This window comes from Agromyces sp. P2_B3 (genome assembly GCF_056404815.1).
Window position 1 is genome coordinate 122755 of the sequence record NZ_JBFUDH010000003.1, and the last position, 16761, is coordinate 139515.

The following is a 16761-nucleotide window of genomic DNA, read 5'->3' on the forward strand; positions in this document are numbered from 1 at the left end:
CGCGCGGTCCTGTGCTGCGGATGCGACCGGCGTTTCGTAGCGCGCCAGCGTGCTGCTAGCATTCGAACACATGTTCGAATCAGCGGAGGCGTGCATGACCCGAGTGCAGGAGTTCGTCGAGGTGTGGACGAACGGAGCGGGTGAGCCGCAACGACTCGTCTGGCGCTCGCGTCGCTTCCGCGTCACCGATATGCCGACGGCGCTGGTGGGCCCGTGCGACTGGTGGGGCCCGTTCTCAGGGCACGACGTCAGTCCGGGTCGCGTCCCGCTCTCCATCTCGGGCTGGAGGTTCCAGGCGAGCAGCGACGATGGCGAGACCCATGTCTTCGACGTCGAGCACGACGGAGCGCATTGGCACCTCGTGCGGGTGTACGACTGATCCGCCTCGGGAGACCGGCCCCCGGCGATGAGGATCGCCTCGACTAGGCGGACTTCTCGGCGCGACGCGGCTTGTGCGGCACGATGGTCGGGGCCGCGTTGTCGAGCACCGCCGCCTTCGTGACGACCACGCGAGCGACTCCCGTCGAGGACGGCACCTCGAACATGATCGGCCCGAGCACCTCCTCCATGATGGCTCGAAGGCCCCGGGCTCCGGTCTGGCGGAGGACTGCCAGGTCGGCGATGGCCTGCAGCGCCGCCTCCTCGAAGTCGAGCTCGACCCCGTCGAGCTCGAACATGCGCTGGTACTGACGCACGAGCGCGTTCTTCGGCACGGTCAGGATCTCCATGAGCGCGTCGCGGTCGAGCGGCGTCACCGTCGCCACCACGGGGAGGCGCCCGATGAACTCGGGGATGAGGCCGAACTTGTGGAGGTCTTCGGGCAGCACCTCGCTGAACAGCTCGGCTTCGGCCTGCTTGTTGTGCAGCGGTGCTCCGAAGCCGATGCCGCGCTTGCCGGCACGCGAGGAGATGATCTCCTCCAGCCCGGCGAACGCACCGGCGACGATGAAGAGCACGTTCGTCGTGTCGATCTGGATGAACTCCTGATGCGGATGCTTCCGCCCGCCCTGCGGGGGCACCGAGGCCACCGTGCCCTCGAGGATCTTGAGCAGCGCCTGCTGCACGCCCTCGCCCGAGACGTCGCGCGTGATCGACGGGTTCTCGGCCTTGCGGGCGATCTTGTCGACCTCGTCGATGTAGATGATGCCGGTCTCGGCGCGCTTCACGTCGTAGTCGGCCGCCTGGATGAGCTTCAGGAGGATGTTCTCGACGTCTTCGCCGACGTATCCCGCCTCGGTCAGCGCCGTGGCATCCGCCACTGCGAACGGCACGTTGAGCTGCTTGGCCAGCGTCTGCGCGAGATAGGTCTTGCCGCAGCCCGTCGGGCCGATGAGGAGGATGTTCGACTTCGCGATCTCCACGTCGTCGTGGGCGCGGTCGGCGGTGGTGAGGGTCGTGCGGGCGCGCACGCGCTTGTAGTGGTTGTAGACGGCGACGGCGAGTGCGCGCTTGGCCGCCTCCTGGCCGATGACGTACTCCTCGAGGAATCCGAAGATCTCCTTCGGCTTGGGCAGCTCGAACTCGCCGGCCTCGGTCTCGCCGGCCTCGGCCAGGCGCTCCTCGATGATCTCGTTGCAGAGCTCGACGCACTCGTCGCAGATGTAGACGCCCGGCCCTGCGATGAGCTGCTGGACCTGCTTCTGGCTCTTTCCGCAGAAGGAGCACTTCAGCAGGTCGGCGCTCTCTCCGATGCGTGCCATCGAACCCTCCCTGTCGACGAGTCTGCTCCGAGCCTAGCCCGAGATCGGGGCACCGCGGCATGGCGCGCCCGGATTGGGGATGGACGGTGGTTCGCGGTGCGCGAACCCCGTGTCGTTCTCGCGACGGCGGCGGGCCCGCGGCATCCGATCGCATGGAAACGCGGCGGACGGCCGGCTTCGAGCGCCGGCCGTCGAGCCCGTACTCGAGCGACTCCTCGGCCGAGAGGATCTTGTCGCGGTCGATGTCGGTGTTGACCTGCTCCTTGCTGCGGTTCGAGTGGCGCGCCAGCGTCTCCTCGAGCCACTCGCGCATGCGCATGATCTCCGCGGCCTGGATCTCGATGTCGGAGGCCTGGCCGTGGCCCGCCTCGCCCATCGCCGGCTGGTGGATCAGCACCCGCGCGTTGGGCAGTGCGAGTCGCTTGCCGGGGGTGCCCGCGGCAGCGATGACCGCCGCCGCCGACGCGGCCTGGCCGAGCACGACGGTCTGGATCTGCGGACGGATGTACTGCATCGTGTCGTAGATCGCGGTCATGGCCGTGAAGGAGCCACCGGGCGAGTTGATGTAGAGGATGATGTCGCGGTCGGGGTCCATGGACTCCAGCACGAGGAGCTGGGCCATGATGTCGTCGGCCGACGCGTCGTCGACCTGCACGCCGAGGAAGATGATGCGGTCCTCGAAGAGCTTCGCATACGGGTCCTGGCGCTTGTAGCCGTAGGCGGTGCGCTCCTCGAAGCTCGGCAGGATGTAGCGCGAGCCCGGCATCTGCAGGCCGTTGTTCGCGACTCCGCCGAAGGTAGGGGTGTTCATTCGCTCGTTCTCTCTTCTCTCGGTGCTACGCCTGCTCGGTGCCGCCGCCGCCGGACACGTCGAGCGCCGACTCCCGGATGTGGTCGACGAAGCCGTACTCGAGGGCCTCCTGCGCGTTGAACCAGCGGTCGCGGTCGCCGTCGGCGTTGATCTGCTCGACGGACTTGCCGGTCTGCGCCGCGGTGATCTCGGCGAGTCGGCGCTTCATGTCGAGGATGAGCTGCGCCTGCGTCTGGATGTCGCTCGCCGTGCCGCCGAAGCCGCCGTGCGGCTGGTGCAGCAGCACACGCGCGTTGGGCGTGATGTAGCGCTTGCCCTTGGTGCCGGCCGTGAGGAGCAGCTGCCCCATCGACGCCGCCATGCCGATGCCGACGGTGACGATGTCGTTCGGCACGAACTGCATGGTGTCGTAGATCGCCATGCCGGCGGTGATCGAGCCGCCCGGCGAGTTGACGTAGAGGAAGATGTCCCGCTTCGGGTCCTCGGCGGCGAGGAGCAGCAGCTTCGCCGCGATCTCGTTGGCGTTGTCGTCGCGCACCTCGGAACCCAACCAGATGATGCGGTCCTTCAGCAGTCGATCGAAAACACTGGGTCCCAGTGTCGGTTCGGCCATGTGTCGCTCCGTTTCCGTTGTCGCGTTGCATCGAATCTATCCGGTGCAACACACGGGAACGGGGCTGTTCGCCCTAGGCGGATGCCGCGAGCTCCGCCGCGTATGCCGACAGCGACACGCGATATCGCGCGAGGTGCGGCGCGAGCGCCGTGAGCGCCTCGGATGCCGCGCGGCGGGCGTCGCCGGCATCGACCAGGGCGAGCGCGCGGAAGGCGACGACGGCGTCGCCGAGCTCGCCCGCGTCGGGCTCGATCAGGTCGAGCAGCTCGATCGCCTCGCGGGGACGACCGAGGTTGCGGATCGTCGAGGCGAGCTGGATGCAGGCCTGCACGCGCTCCGACCCGGCGAGCCCGAGCGCGAGCGCCTCGCGATACAGCGCCTCCGCCTCGGTCTCGCGGCCGGCCGCGTCGCGGGCACCGGCTCGCTCGAAGCACGCGACGGGGTCTGTGGCGGGACGCTCGGCGGCAAGCACGTCGATCCGCCGGATCACCTCGTCGTCGCCGATCACGTCGGCGGCCGCCCACACGGCGTCGACGCGGTCCTGCCAGGCGGTCATGGGTCCTCCAGGGGAGACGATGCGGGGCCGGACGAATCCGTCCGGCCCCGCATGCGATGCTCCGTCACCTACTCGGCGTCGGCCTTCTTGGCGGCGCGCTTGCGGGCCGGCTTCTTCTCCTCGGCGGGCGCCTCGGCGTCGGCAGCGGCATCCGCGCCCTCGTCGGCGTCGGCCTTCTTCGCGGCGCGCTTGCGGGCCGGCTTCTTCTCCTCGGCGGGCGCCTCGTCGGCGGCGTCGGCGGCGGCATCCGCGCCATCGTCGTCGGCGTCGGCCACGGCGGTGAACTCCGAGAGGTCGACCGCGTTGCCCGCGGCATCCGTGACCTTCGCCTTACCGAGCGCGATCGCGAGCGCCTTGTTGCGCGCGACCTCGCCGACCATGGCTGGGATCTGGCCGTTCTGGCTCAGGACCTGGACGAACTCGTTCGGGTCCATGCCGTACTGGGCCGCGCCCTGCACGAGGTACTGGGTGAGCTCGTCCTGGCTGACCTGGACCTTCTCGGCCTCGGCGATCGCGTCGAGGACGATCTGCGTCTTGAAGGCCTTCGTGCTCGACTCGGTGACCTCGGCGCGGTGCTCGTCGTCCTCGAGGCGACCCTCGGACTCGAGGTGACGGTGCACCTCGTCCTCGATGACGCCGTCGGCGACGGGCACGTCGGCGAGCTCGAGGAGCTTCTCGACGAGGAGGTCACGGGCCTGGGTGCCCTGGCCGAACGACTTGTTGCGCGCGACCTGCTCCTTGAGGCTGGCGGTGAGCTCGTCGAGCGTGTCGAACTCGCTCGCGATCTGCGCGAAGTCGTCGTCGGCCTCGGGGAGCTCGCGCTCCTTGACCGCGGTGACGGTGACGGTGATCTCAGCGATCTCGCCCTCGTGCTCGCCGCCCAGGAGCTTCGACTCGAAGGTGGTGGTCTCGTCGGCGGTGAGCGAGTCGAGCGCCTCGTCGATGCCCTCGAGCAGCTCGCCGGAGCCGAGCTCGTAGGAGATGCCGCTCGCGGTGTCGACCTCGGCGTCGCCGATCGTGGCGACCAGGTCGAGCGTGACGAAGTCGCCGGACTTGGCGGGACGGTCGACGGTGATGAGCGTGCCGAACCGGCTGCGGAGCCGGTCGAGCTCCTCGGTGACCTCGTCGTCGCCGATCTCGACCGAGTCGACCGTGAGCTCGAGGCCGTCGTAGGCGGGCAGCTCGATCTCGGGACGCACGTCGACCTCGATGGCGAGCAGCAGGTCGCCCGAGAAGTCCTTCTCGCTGGGCCACTCCACGATGTCGGCCTCGGGGCGACCGAGCGGCCGGAGCTCGTGCTCGGTGACCGCGGCGCGGTAGAAGGTGTCGAGGCCCTCGTTGACGGCGTGCTCGAGCACGGCGGCCTTGCCGACCCGCTGGTCGATGATGGGCGGCGGCACCTTGCCCTTGCGGAAGCCCGGCACGTTGATCTGCTCGGCGATGTGCTCGTAGGCGTGGGCGATGCTGGGCTTCAGCTCCTCGGGCGTCACCGAGATGGTGAGCTTGGCGCGCGTGGGGCTCAGCTTCTCAACCGAAGTGGTCGGCATGTGGAAGATCTCCTGTTGTGTGGAAGTTCGTGTCGAGCCGCTGGGCGACTCGTCGGGGCGACAGGATTCGAACCTGCGACCTCCCGCTCCCAAAGCGGGCGCTCTACCAAGCTGAGCTACGCCCCGAGTCGCTGACTCAACTCGTCGATTCACCCGCATGGGCATGCCGAAGCATGCGCAAGCACGGATGGACCCGGGAAAGTCTACTGCACCGGGCGGGGCCGACGTGGTGCCGTCCCCGCTCCCCGGCCCATCACCCGGCCCGATCACCCGGGCCGGGCCGCCGATTCGGCACGGGATGACCCTCGAACGGGCCTGTGGAATCTCCACCGCTGACGCCGGCCCTCGTGCAAGAGTGTGGGCCATGACGGACCCCACCCCGCGCACCGCCGCGACGGATCTCACGCGCTGGCCCGCCGATCCCGCCGATCTCGTCGACACCACCAGGTGCCCGGCGTGCTTCAGCATGCTGAGCTCCACGCGGTGCCGGGTATGCGGGCTCGAACTCGATGTGCCCGAGGCGGCCGACCTGCTGCAGCACTCGACCGCGGTGTACCGCTGGCACCTCGCCCGTCATGAGCTGATCGGGCGGATGCGTGCGACGCAGGCCGCCCGCGAGGCCGCGGTCGCCTCCGCGGTGACGGTGGCGCGCACCGCGCCCACGGTGACCGCGCCGACCATGCCGACGGTGCAGCCCCCCGTCGAGGTCCGGCCGCCCGCACGGACGACGACGAAGGCCCGGAGTCGCTCGGGCGTGCAGGTCCTCCTCCTCACCCTCGGCGTCGTCCTCATCTCCGTCACGGCCATCGTGTTCCTCTTCGTGGCCTACCTCGTCGCGAGCCTCGAGGTGCGATCGATCATCATCGCGGCGGCGAGCATCGCGGTGCTCGGCGTCGCCTGGCTCCTGCGCGCGCGCCGCCTGCCCGGGACGGCCGAGGGCGTCGCCGCCGTGGCGATCGTGCTGCTGCTGCTCGATGTCTGGATCGTGCGCGCGAACGACCTGTTCGGCAGCGGCCTCCTGACGGCGTCGGGCTACGCGGGCGTCGCCATCGCCGTCGTCGCGGGTCTGCTCGCCGGCACACGCATGCTGACGGGCATCCGGACCACCGGATACGCGGCCGCCGCCCTCACTCCGATCGCGGCGTTTCTCCTCGGGTTCGCCATCGACCCCGGCACGGCGAACGCCGTCTGGCTCGGTGGCATCGCGGCCTCCGTCACGGGCAGCATCGCCGCCACCCGACGCCCCTCGATCGAACGCACCGTTCTCCTCACGGCCGGCTTCGTCGGGGCGGGGGCATCGATGGTCGCCGCGCCGTGGGCGCTTCCCGGAGTCTCGTGGAGCGCGACGTGGGCCTTCGCCGGCGTCGCCGCGGCCTGGCTGCTCGCTCTCGCGATGCTCGCGCTGCGAGAGCGTGACGAGACCTCCATGTGGTCGTGGATCGGCGCCTCCGCGTTCGGCGCCGCGATCGCCCTCGCTCCGTCGATCGGCGCCCTGCAGGAGCTCGACGCCCGGGATGCGCTGTGGGTCGCTCCCCTCGGAGCCGGCACGGCCACCTGGGTGCTCGCCTGCATCACGCGTGCCCTCCCCCGGCGGCGGGAATGGATCGGCGGGTTCTGGGCGGCTGCCACCGTCACCATCGTGGCCTCGGCCCTGGGCCTGTTGTCGGGCCTGGTGGCCATCGGTGCTCGCGTCCTCAGCGGACTCACGCCGTGGACGCTCGGCGCGGAGTCGTCCTTGCCGTCGATCGTCTCGGACGCCGCCCTCGGTGCCCAGCTCGTGCCCCTGGTGCTCGCCGCGGGCAGCGCGGCCGCGCTGCTGACCCTGGGACACCTGCGACGCTTCGCGGCGATCCCGGTCGGGGCGGTCCTCCTGGCGGGAACCGTGGCTGGGTCCCTCGCCCCGACGGTGTGGGCCGCGGCTGCCGCGCTCACGGCCATCGCCGCCGCCGCCCTCGCGGTGGCCTCGGTCCCCGCGCGCATCGCGTTCCCCGGTTCCCTCGCCGTGCTGTCGATCTTCGGCACCGCGGCGGGGCTCATCGCGTGGAGCACGGCCTACTCCAGTTCCGACATCTGGCCCTGGACGATGGCGGCACTGCTGGCGCTCCTCGTCGCCGGACGCGTGGTCGCGAGTCGGGTGTGGCCGCCGAACCGGGTACGCGGAATGGGCGCCGCCCACGTCACCCTCGCCGCCGTACTGGCCTGCACGATCGCGTTCTCGATCCCGCTCTGGCTCGACCGGGCCGGCTCGGCGATGACCGGCCCGTGGGCATCGCCGTGGCTGTGGCTGGGCACGGTGGCCCCGATACTGCTGGCGATCGCCCTGTTCACGCCCCACCTCGCCGTCGTCGACCGCACGAGCCTCGCACTCCCCCTCCTGGCGGGCGTCTTCGCGGGCGCCACCGTCACTGCGTTCGACGTCGGGGAGGCCTTGGCGTGGCTGCCTGCGACCGCCGGTGCGATCGTCGCGGTGCTCGGGGTGCGCCCCTCGGAATCCCGAGTGACCAGGATCGCGCTCGCGGCGACGGGCCCGCTCCTGGTGGCCGCCGCGACCGCCGCCGGGCTCGCAGGGATTCCCAACGGCCCATCGTTCGCGGTCGGCGCCGCTGCGGGCGTGCTCCTGGCTGCGGCCGTGGGCCACGCGGCCGTTCCCGGCTCCGCGGGCGCAGCCCGGGTCGCGTGGAGCGTCGCCATCGGCGTCGGCGCGGTGTACGTGCTGCTGTCCGCGGCGACCACGGGCGACGAGCTCTGGATCCTGCTGGGCCTGCTCACGCCCGTTCCGGTGCTCGTCGCCTCCCTGCACGCCGATCCGGTCGGCGGCGATGCGGAGATCCGGCATCTCTCCTGGCTCAGCCTTCTCCTCGGCGTCGGATCCGTCTGGGCGTGGCTCGCCGACGGCGGTGTCGACGACGTCGAGGCGTACACCGTCCCGCTCGCCATCGCACTCGCCGTCACCGGCGGCCTGATCACGTGGCGCCGGATTGCACCGTCGGCCAGGTCCGTTGGACGCACGACGCTGTTCGCCTCCGCGGCCGCCGTCCTCGTGCTCCCGAGCGTCGCGACGAGCGGCGAGTCCGAGCTCCGGACGCTGATCCTCGTCGCGGCAGGCTCGGTGGTGGCGATTGCGGCCATGTTCCTCCCTCAGGCGGCTCGTGGCGTTCCCATCCGCCTGCTCGGCGTCTGCACGGGCGGCGCCGCGTTCATCGGCGCCGCGCTGGTCCGCGGCTCGGCCGTCGCGCTCGGCGAGCCGAGCGACCTGGCGGCCGAGTTCTGGCCGGTGCTCGCGCTGGTCGCCGGCGCGATCGTCGCGACGATGTGGTTCCGAACGGCGTCGCAGCCCGGTCGGCTCGCCGAGTGCCTGATCGCGGTCTCCGTGGCGGCGGTCTCGATCCCGACCCTCCTCTCGATCGTGGCGGGCGACGCTGCGACGCTGCGGGCAGCGGTGTTGTTCCCGGCGCTCGCGCTCGCGCACGTCGCGGCGGTGTTCGGACGGTGGCGTCCGTTCGCCGGACCGATCGTCGCCTGGACGACGCTCGGGACACTCGTGCTCGGCGGCATCGCCGTGCTCATCTCCCGTGAGGTCGAGCCGTTCGACCTCGTGACGGCCTCGATCGGCGCGGCACTGCTCGGGGCGGGCGCGGTGCGCATGCGGCGCGATCCGCAGCTCGGCAGCTGGCCGGCGCTCGGGCTCGGCCTCGCCGTGCTGCTGCTGCCCGCGCTGGCCGCCGACTTCGTGGAGCCCGAGCTGTGGCGGCTCATCGCCCTCGGCGTGGTGTCGGCGCTCATCGTCGTCATCGGTGCCGTGCGGCGGCTGCAGGCGCCGCTCCTGGTCGGCGGCGCCGTGCTCCTCGTGCATGCCGTCGCGCAGCTGTGGCCGTGGATCACATGGGTGTACGAGGCCGTCTGGTGGTGGCTCTGGCTCGGAGTGGCCGGCGTCGCGCTCGTCGCCCTCGCCGCCACCTATGAGCGGCAGCTGCGCCTGGCCCGCAACGTCGTGCGCTCCATCGCCGAGCTGCGCTGATCACGCGGCGACCCGCGCGACACGGCAACCGAGGGAGGCGAAACCCGCGTCGCCCGGTGTACTACGATGGTCCGGTGCCCGCAGGCGGGCGCGCGCGGATGTAGCTCAATGGTAGAGCCTCAGTCTTCCAAACTGATTACGCGGGTTCGATTCCCGTCATCCGCTCCACTCCACCTCCGCACGGCTGGGTGCAGCGTCGATCGGACGCTCCGCCGCGGCATCCGGGCCCCTTCGCTGCACCGGTCAGCCGAGCCTTCCCTTCCTTGAAATACGCGGGCACCTGCGTAGCGTTGAACACGACGCACGACAGACGCCGAACGGGAAGGGTGAACGAATGACCGACACGAAGACCGCACCGAAGAGCACGAAGACCGGAGACCACGCCGACGTCGCGGCGGGCGTCGCCCAGTACCTCACGCCCGTCGTCCACGAACTCGTCGCGCTCGTCGTCAACGGCAAGCAGGCGCACTGGCATGTGCGCGGCGTGAACTTCATCGCCGTGCACGAGCTCATCGACGACGTCGTGGCGCACGCGCAGGACTGGGCCGACCTCGCCGCCGAGCGGGTCGTCGCACTCGGCCTGCCGATCGACGGGCGCCTCGCCACCGTCGCCTCGAAGAGCGGCGCGGCGAACCCCAAGCTGGGCTTCCAGCCGTACGAGGAGGCCATCTCCGACGTGGTCGCGCAGATCGACCTCGCGATCGAGAAGGTGAACGACGCGATCGAAGGGCTCGACGAGCTCGACCCCGCGAGCCAGGACGTCGTCATCGAGATCCGTCGCGGCCTCGACAAGGACCGCTGGTTCCTCTTCTCCCACATCGCCGTCAAGTAGTCGACGATGGCGGGCCGACGGGCCCGGGTGCAGAATGCCGCTATGACGGCGGATGCACCCGGGCCCGTCCCATTCCCGGACGACGACCTCGAGCGACTCACCGACGCGCAGCGCTCGCTGCGTGCGCAGATGCTCGCCACCGAGCACTGGAGCCTCCTCGCGAGCCGCAGCACGACCCAGAGCGAGGTGCTCACCCGCATCGCGATCTTCCTCACGCTGGTGTCCGCCGGCCTCGTCACACTCGGTGTACTCGGCAACGCGACCGAGTTCCGCGGCTGGTTCGGCGTGGCGGCGCTCGGGGTGCTCTTCCTCCTGGTGCTGCTGGGCCTCATCACGCTGCTGCGGGTGTACAACACCGCCACCGAGGACCTGATGTACGTGGTCGCCATGAACCGCCTCCGGGGCGCGTACCTCGACCTCGATCCGGGGCTCCGGCGCTACCTGCTCATGTCGCCCTACGACGATCAGGCCGGCGCCGAGCGCACCTACCACTACTTCTACCCGCGGGGCGCGAGCGTCATCCTCGGAAGCTCGATGATGGTCATCACCGTGGTCACGGCCGTGGTCTCCGGGCTCTTCATCGGAAGCCTCGTCGCGGCCGTGGGCGGAACCACCTTGCTCGCCGTCCTGCTCGGTGTCGTGGCCGCGATCGGCGTGCTCGTGGGCTTCGTGCGTCGCGGCTACAACACGTACCTGCGCTCGTGGCGCGAGCACGTGCCGCTGCGGAGCACCCCGCAGGCGGGGTCTCAGCCGCCCGCCTAGCGCTGCAGCCAGGTGAGCACGGCGAGCACCCGGCGGTGGTCGCTGCCCGAGTCCTCGAGTCCCAGTTTCTGGAAGATCGACGTGACGTTCTTCTCCACGGCGCCCACGCCGATGAACAGCTGCGTGGCGATGCCGGCGTTCGTGCGCCCCTCGGCCATGAGCGCCATGACCTCGCGCTCACGGGGGGTGAGCGACTCGAGCGGGTCGCTGCGACGCGACAGGAGCTCGCGCACCACCTGCGGGTCGAGCACCGTGCCGCCCTCGCTGACGCGTTGCACCGCGTCCTCCAGCTCGTCGAGCGACGCCACCCGGTCCTTCAGCAGGTAGCCCATGCCGCCCTCGCCCGACGACAGCAGCTCGTGCGCATAGGTGCCCTCGACGTACTGGCTCAGCAGCAGCACGCCGAGCTTCGGATGCCGCCGGCGAATCTCGATCGCAGCCCGCACGCCCTCGTCGCGGAACGAGGGCGGCATCCGCACGTCGAGCACGGCGACGTCGGGGCCGATCGCGTCGATCTCCGCGAGCAGGGCGTCGGCGTCGCCGAACGAGCCGACCGTCTCGAACCCGGCCTCGTCGAAGAGCCGCACGAGGCCCTCGCGCAGCAGCACGGAGTCCTCGGCGAGCACGATGCGCAATGGGCGGCGGGCGGCATCCGTCATGGACTTCACCCTATCGGCGGGCGCGGCGACGGCCACGGCGCGAACCGAGGCCGTCGTTCGGCGATGCTCAGAGCACGCCGGGGGTGGTGCCCGCCGCGATTCCGGATGCCGCGAGCGGCACGTACGGCACGTGCGCGCCGATCGTGGTCGGCCCGCCCACGGGGCTGTCGAGCACGAGCATGCCGCGGAGACCGCGCACGCGCTCATCGAGCCCGGCGAGGCCGTGCCCCGGCGTCGCCGTGGCGCCGCCCCGACCGTTGTCGGTCACCCAGATGTCGATCCAGCGTCCGGCGATCCCCTCGTCTCGGGTCGTGACCCGCAGCCGGATGGCCGTCGCCTCGGCATGCTTCGCCGCGTTGGTGAGCAGCTCGGCGGCGATGAAGTACGCGTTGCGTTCGATGGGAGCGGGCAGGGCGGCGTCGGCGAGCTCGACCTCGACGATGACCGGTACGGGGCTGCGCGAGGCCAGCGACTCGAGCCCGGTGGCGAGTCCGCGGTCCTGCAGGATCGGCGGCGCGAAGCCGCGCGAGAGGGCGCGCAGCTCGTCGAGCGCCTCGCGGGCCTGGTCGCGAGCCTCGCCGACGAGCACCTTCGCCGACTCGGGGTCGTGCTCGAGGCGGCGCTCGATCGTCGCGAGGTCCATCTGGAGGCGCACGAGCCGCTGCTGGGGGCCGTCGTGGATGTCGCGCTCGAGGCGGCGGAGCGAGGCGTCCTCGGCCTGCACCGCGGCGCCGCGGGAGGCGGCGAGCTGGGCGACCTCGACCTCGAGCGCCTCCGAGCGCCAGGCCCCGAGCACGCCCCGGGCGATGACGTCGTGCAGCAGCGTGAGGCCGCGGAACACGAACGGCAGCGTCGCGAGGAAGATCAGCCCGAGGACGACCTCGAGGATGCGCTCGCCCGCGACGGGGTCGTAGCTGAAGTCGTTGCCGGGGAAGATGCGGTCGACGATCCACTCGTTCAGCCAGAACGTGCGGTCGCCCTCGGGGATGAACCGCTGCCAGATCCACCCGGTCGTTCCCGCGAGCGCCACGGACGTCCACGCGATGGTGACGCTCCACGTGACGACGCTCACGATCGGGTTGATGACGAGCGTGTGCAGCAGGTACAGCCAGTAGTGGCCGTCGATGAACGGCGCGAAGGCGGTGCGCCAGAAGCCCTCCTCGCGACCGTCGCGGGCCCAGTTCGGCCGGCGGACCTCGGGGCGTCCTGCCCAGCGCAGTCGGATGAGCTCGAGCGTGCCGAACCCGCGGGCGATGAAGAACGCGGCGACCATGAGGAAGATACCGACGAACACGGTGACGAGGCCGACGCCCGTGAAGAACACGGTCGCCAGCACGCTGAGCCCGATGATCGCGATCGGCATGGTGAGGATCAGGAACCCGAACTCGCGGGGCACGGATGCCCAGAGCGCACCGTAGCCGCGGCGCTTCGACGCGGCATCCGGAGCCGTCGGCGCAGCGGGGGTCGTGCTGCTCGTCGTGGTCGTCATCGTGGTCATCGTCTCAGTGCTCATGGTGCGTTCCTCCAGTCATCGTGGCAGATTGCCCGGGCTCCACGACGGCGAACTGGCCCATCATGCCCTGGTCCTCGTGCCACAGCAGGTGGCAGTGGTACATGTACGGGGTGTCGGGGTCGGCGTAGTCCTCGAAGCGGAGGACCAGCTCGAACTCGGTCTCGGGCCGGGCGAAGATCGTGTCCTTCCAGCCCGACAGCTCGGGAGGCGGCGGCGCGCCGTCGATCGACGCGATACGGAACTGCACGTCGTGGACGTGGAAGCTGTGCGGCATCTGGCTCGTGTTCGTCACGATCCACCGCTCGGTCGTGTCGACGGTGACCGTCTCGTCGATGCGGCCAAGGTCCATCTGGTGGCCGTTGATCTCGAATCCGTCGATGGTGAAGGTGCGCGTGGTGACCGCCTGCGAGGCGTCGACGGGCGGCAGCGTGGCGAGGTGGTCCGGCACGTCGGGCGAGGGATCGAGCGAATCGGCCGCTCGCAGCTCGAGCACGTCGAAGTCATCGGTGCCGCCGTTCATCGCGGCGATCGAATCGATCATGCCCGCCGCGCCCGCGGTCATCTCCGAGCGGAGCACGAGCCGCTCCCCCGGCGTGAGGCGCACGAGCACCTCGGCCCGTTCGCCGGGCGACAGCAGCACGCGGTCGAGGTCGACGGATGCCTCGAGCAGGCCGCCGTCGGTGGCGATGAGCTCGACGGGGCGGCCGTCGCTCCACGTGAAGGCGTAGCTGCGAGCGGTCGACGCGTTCAGCAGGCGGAGCCGGACCAGCTCGTCGTGGACGTCGAGGAACGGGCCGCGCGTGCCGTTCACGAGGAGCTCGTCGCCGAGCCCGCCCGCGAAGCCGTGCGCGGGGTCCTCGCGGACGCCGCCGGCCGAGAACCCGGCGTCCTGCACGATCACAGGCACGTCGTCGACGCCGTACTCGCGGGGCAGCGGGAGCGCCGACTCCTCGTCGTCCTGCACCAGGAACATGCCGGCGAGGCCGCGGCGCACGTGGTCCTCGGTCTCGCCGTGCGGGTGCGGGTGGTACCAGAGGGTCGCCGCCGGTTGGTCGATGTCCCACTCGGGCGACCAGGTGGCATCCGGCTCGACCATCTGGTGCGGTCCGCCGTCCATCTCGGCCGGGAGGTGCATGCCGTGCCAGTGCACCGTGGTCGGCTCGTCGAGCGAGTTCGTGACGTCGACGCGCACGTGCTCACCGCGCTTCGCCACGATGGTCGGACCGAGGTAGGAGCCGTAGAACCCCCACGTGGCACTCGGAACGCCGGGCGTGAACTCGGTCGTTCCCGCTTGCGCGTCGAGCGCGAAGACCCGCGTGCCGTCTGCGTCGATCGTCGATGCGGCGAGCGGCGGGATCGTGAGCGGCGTCTCGAAGTCGACCTTCCCGATGGTCGAGACCGGCGCGGGGCCGACGACGCCGCATCCGGCGAAGGCGACGGCGACGAGGGCGCCGGCGGCGACTGCGGCGAGGGCGCCGACTGCGGCACGGGGACGGCGGATGCCGAGGGGGTTCGAACGTGTGGCTGGCATGGTTCCAGCCTCGCGATCGGCGCCCGCCCGCCCCATCCGGCGGCCGACCGGATCGACGCGGGGGTTATCCCCCGCGCGTCAGCGGATCGCGTCGTGCGTGAGGCGGCCGCCCACGAGCGTGGCCGCCACCGGCATCGTGCGCAGTCGCTCGACGGATGCCGCGTACGGATCGAGCTCGACGACGGTGAGGTCCGCGCGAGCACCGACCCGCACCTCGGCGCCGGCGCCGCCCGTGGAGGCGGCGAGCGCGGCGCGCACGTCGATCGCCTGCTCGGGATGCCAGGGCTCTCGACCGTCGCGCGTCCGGCCGACGGCCGCGGCGATCGCGACCCACGGGTCGAGCGGGGCGACCGGCGCATCGGAGCCAAGGGCGAGCTCGACGCCCGCCGCCTGCAGCTCGGCGAGCATGAAGGCGCGATCGGTGCGCCCGGCCCAGTACCGGTCGGCGACGTCGCGGTCGTCCATGGCGTGCTCGGGCTGCACGCTCGCGATGATGCCGACGCGGGCGAAGCGCGCGACGTCGTCGTGGCGCAGGAGCTGGGCGTGCTCGACCGAGCCGCGGCATCCGACGGCCTCGAACGCGTCGAGCACGCGGGCGTTCGCCTGGTCGCCGATGGCATGCACCGCTGGCGTGAGTCCGCTCTCGTGCGCGCGTCTCATGTGCGGCACGAGCTCGTCGTACGGCACGGTGGCGATGCCGAACGGATGCTCGTGGCCCTCCAGGCCGGGATACGGGTCGAAGCACCAGGCGGTGCGGGTGTTCAGCGAGCCGTCGGTGATGACCTTCGCACCGCCCACGCTGACGAGGCCGCCGGTGCCCGGCACCGCGTCACCGGTGCGCAGGCCGCCATCGATCGCCCGTGCGAGGTGCTGCGGGTACACGCCGAAGGCCACGCGGAGCGGGAAGCCGCCGCCGGCTGCTCGCCGTGCCCAGTCGTCGAGGTTCCACCGCATCTCGTAGTCGGTCACGCCCACCACGCCGCGCGCTGCAGCTGCCGCGGCGGCGTCGCCGACCCAGCCGTCGAGCACGTCATCGGCGACGTCGTCGAGCTCGCGCACCAGGCGGAAGCAGTCGCCCTCGCGGAGGATGCCGTCGCCCGGCACCTCCACCCCGTGCCGACGGGCGGCCGCGGTGTTGATCCAGCACGCGTGGAGGTCGGCCGCGACGAGCACGACGGGAACGTCGCCCGACACCGCATCGATCGCGGCGCTCGTCGTGGCATCCGCCCACAGCCCGTCGCGGTAGCCGAACCCGATCACCTCGGGCCCGCCGGCATCGATCGCCGTGCGGACGAGCTCGACCGCCGCGGCGGCGGACTCCACGCCCGTGAGCTCGAGCCGACGCGACACCATCGCCCACTGGGAGAGGTGCACGTGCCGGTCGTACAGGCCGGGCACGATCCAGCGGCCGGCGAGCGGGATGCGCTCGATGCGCGGGCTGTCGCCGCTGCCGACCGCGATCGGTGCCCCGTGCGGCACGACCTCGGCGACGACGCCGTCGGCGATCAGCACGTCGACGGCCTCGGGCGCACCGGGCAGCCGCGCGCCCTCGAGGAGCATGCGGCTCACGCGCGCGCCGCTCGGAGTGCCTCGTGCGTGCGGCGCATCTCGGCGGCGAGCGCCGGGCTCGCGTAGGGGCCGTCGCCCTCGAGCTCGGCGATGATGCGGTCGACCGTCTCGGGCGGCTTGTTCTGGCTCATCTTGTTCTTCGCGACGAATCGGGTGACCGGGATGCGTAACCCGACCGTGCCGGTGGCGATGCGGTCGGCGTAGCCCGAGTTCTCGGCGGTGCCGCGCATGCGCCGCGGCTCGGGCATCGGGTCCTCGAAGTGGTCGACCAGCGCCTCGAGCACGCGGAGGTTCTCGTCGGCGTCGAGCACCTCGGGCGTGCCGTAGAGGTGCGCCGTGACGAAGTTCCAGGTGGGCACGGCCGGGTTCGCGTCGTACCACCCCGGCGAGATGTAGCCGTGCGGACCCTGCACGATGGCCATCACCTCGTGGCGTCCGAGCTCGTGCACGACCTCGTCGGGCCGGCCGACGTGGGTGAGCAGCACGATGCCCGAGGCGGTCTCGTCGAGGAGCACGGGGTAGTGCGAGGCGACGAGGCCCGCGGCATCCGTCATGCTGACGATCGTCATCCACGGGTGTTCGCGGATGAGGCGCTTGACGCCCTCCTCACTCGCGAGGGTGAAGCTGGGGTTCTGTCGCATCGGTCCTCC

Annotated in this window: 13 protein-coding genes, 2 tRNA genes and 1 pseudogene; 5 read left to right on the plus strand and 11 right to left on the minus strand. The window is 71.2% G+C overall.

Annotated elements, in window-relative coordinates; all coding sequences use genetic code 11:
• Nucleotides 1-70: 70 nt before the first annotated feature.
• Entirely contained in the window at nt 71-379 is a 309-nt protein-coding gene (locus tag AC1DZA_RS06190; RefSeq protein ID WP_476772079.1) for a DUF6504 family protein, read from the plus strand.
• 43 nt (nt 380-422) lie between these two features.
• Here the strand turns inward: AC1DZA_RS06190 and clpX are convergent, their stop codons facing one another.
• The 6 genes and pseudogenes from clpX to AC1DZA_RS06220 form a co-directional block, all read right to left on the minus strand.
• Nucleotides 423-1700: an ATP-dependent Clp protease ATP-binding subunit ClpX gene (clpX, locus tag AC1DZA_RS06195; RefSeq protein WP_309978934.1), complete on the minus strand. Its 1278-nt coding sequence runs from the start codon at nt 1698-1700 to the stop codon at nt 423-425.
• Between the two features lie 169 nt (nt 1701-1869).
• A pseudogene (locus AC1DZA_RS06200) lies at nt 1870-2511 on the minus strand (ATP-dependent Clp protease proteolytic subunit); the annotation flags it as partial.
• Between the two features lie 25 nt (nt 2512-2536).
• The gene (locus AC1DZA_RS06205; RefSeq protein ID WP_159601647.1) at nt 2537-3124 is read right to left on the minus strand and encodes an ATP-dependent Clp protease proteolytic subunit; all 588 of its coding nucleotides are present in this window, start codon (nt 3122-3124) and stop codon (nt 2537-2539) included.
• 73 nt (nt 3125-3197) lie between these two features.
• A complete protein-coding gene (locus AC1DZA_RS06210) occupies nt 3198-3680 on the minus strand; it encodes a tetratricopeptide repeat protein (protein ID WP_476772080.1) in 483 nt (160 codons plus the stop codon).
• Between the two features lie 68 nt (nt 3681-3748).
• Nucleotides 3749-5227 carry a trigger factor gene (gene tig, locus AC1DZA_RS06215; protein ID WP_476772081.1) on the minus strand — a complete coding sequence of 493 codons (1479 nt, stop codon included), beginning with the start codon at nt 5225-5227 and terminating at the stop codon, nt 3749-3751.
• A gap of 52 nt (nt 5228-5279) precedes the next feature.
• Nucleotides 5280-5353, minus strand: a tRNA-Pro gene (locus AC1DZA_RS06220).
• Nucleotides 5354-5591: 238 nt separating this feature from the next.
• On the opposite strand from AC1DZA_RS06220, the gene AC1DZA_RS06225 reads away from it, so the two are divergent.
• The 4 genes from AC1DZA_RS06225 (at nt 5592) to AC1DZA_RS06240 (ending at nt 10839) form a co-directional block, all read left to right on the plus strand.
• Nucleotides 5592-9245 (plus strand): SCO7613 C-terminal domain-containing membrane protein, encoded by a 3654-nt coding sequence (locus AC1DZA_RS06225; protein WP_476772082.1) that lies wholly within the window; start codon nt 5592-5594, stop codon nt 9243-9245.
• A gap of 94 nt (nt 9246-9339) precedes the next feature.
• Nucleotides 9340-9413 (plus strand) — tRNA-Gly (locus AC1DZA_RS06230).
• 166 nt (nt 9414-9579) lie between these two features.
• Nucleotides 9580-10077, plus strand: coding sequence for a Dps family protein (locus tag AC1DZA_RS06235; protein WP_476772083.1), 498 nt, complete (start codon nt 9580-9582; stop codon nt 10075-10077).
• Between the two features lie 42 nt (nt 10078-10119).
• Nucleotides 10120-10839: a hypothetical protein gene (locus AC1DZA_RS06240; protein ID WP_476772084.1), complete on the plus strand. Its 720-nt coding sequence runs from the start codon at nt 10120-10122 to the stop codon at nt 10837-10839.
• On the opposite strand, the gene AC1DZA_RS06245 is transcribed toward AC1DZA_RS06240, so the two are convergent.
• From AC1DZA_RS06245 to AC1DZA_RS06265, 5 genes are all read right to left on the minus strand, one after another.
• Nucleotides 10836-11498, minus strand: coding sequence for a response regulator transcription factor (locus AC1DZA_RS06245; RefSeq protein WP_476772085.1), 663 nt, complete (start codon nt 11496-11498; stop codon nt 10836-10838). The two genes, AC1DZA_RS06240 and AC1DZA_RS06245, sit on opposite strands and share 4 nt — an antisense overlap.
• 67 nt (nt 11499-11565) lie before the next feature.
• Nucleotides 11566-13011, minus strand: a complete 1446-nt coding sequence (locus AC1DZA_RS06250) for a sensor histidine kinase (protein WP_476772086.1) — start codon at nt 13009-13011, stop codon at nt 11566-11568.
• Complete coding sequence (locus AC1DZA_RS06255) at nt 13001-14542, minus strand: multicopper oxidase family protein (RefSeq protein WP_476772087.1); 1542 nt, start codon at nt 14540-14542, stop codon at nt 13001-13003. Before AC1DZA_RS06255 ends, AC1DZA_RS06250 begins: the two co-directional genes overlap by 11 nt.
• 78 nt (nt 14543-14620) lie before the next feature.
• On the minus strand, nt 14621-16102 hold the full coding sequence (locus tag AC1DZA_RS06260) for an amidohydrolase (protein ID WP_476772351.1): 1482 nt from the start codon (nt 16100-16102) through the stop codon (nt 14621-14623).
• Nucleotides 16103-16107: 5 nt separating this feature from the next.
• Nucleotides 16108-16752, minus strand: a complete 645-nt coding sequence (locus AC1DZA_RS06265; protein ID WP_476772088.1) for an FMN-binding negative transcriptional regulator — start codon at nt 16750-16752, stop codon at nt 16108-16110.
• Nucleotides 16753-16761: the final 9 nt, after the last annotated feature.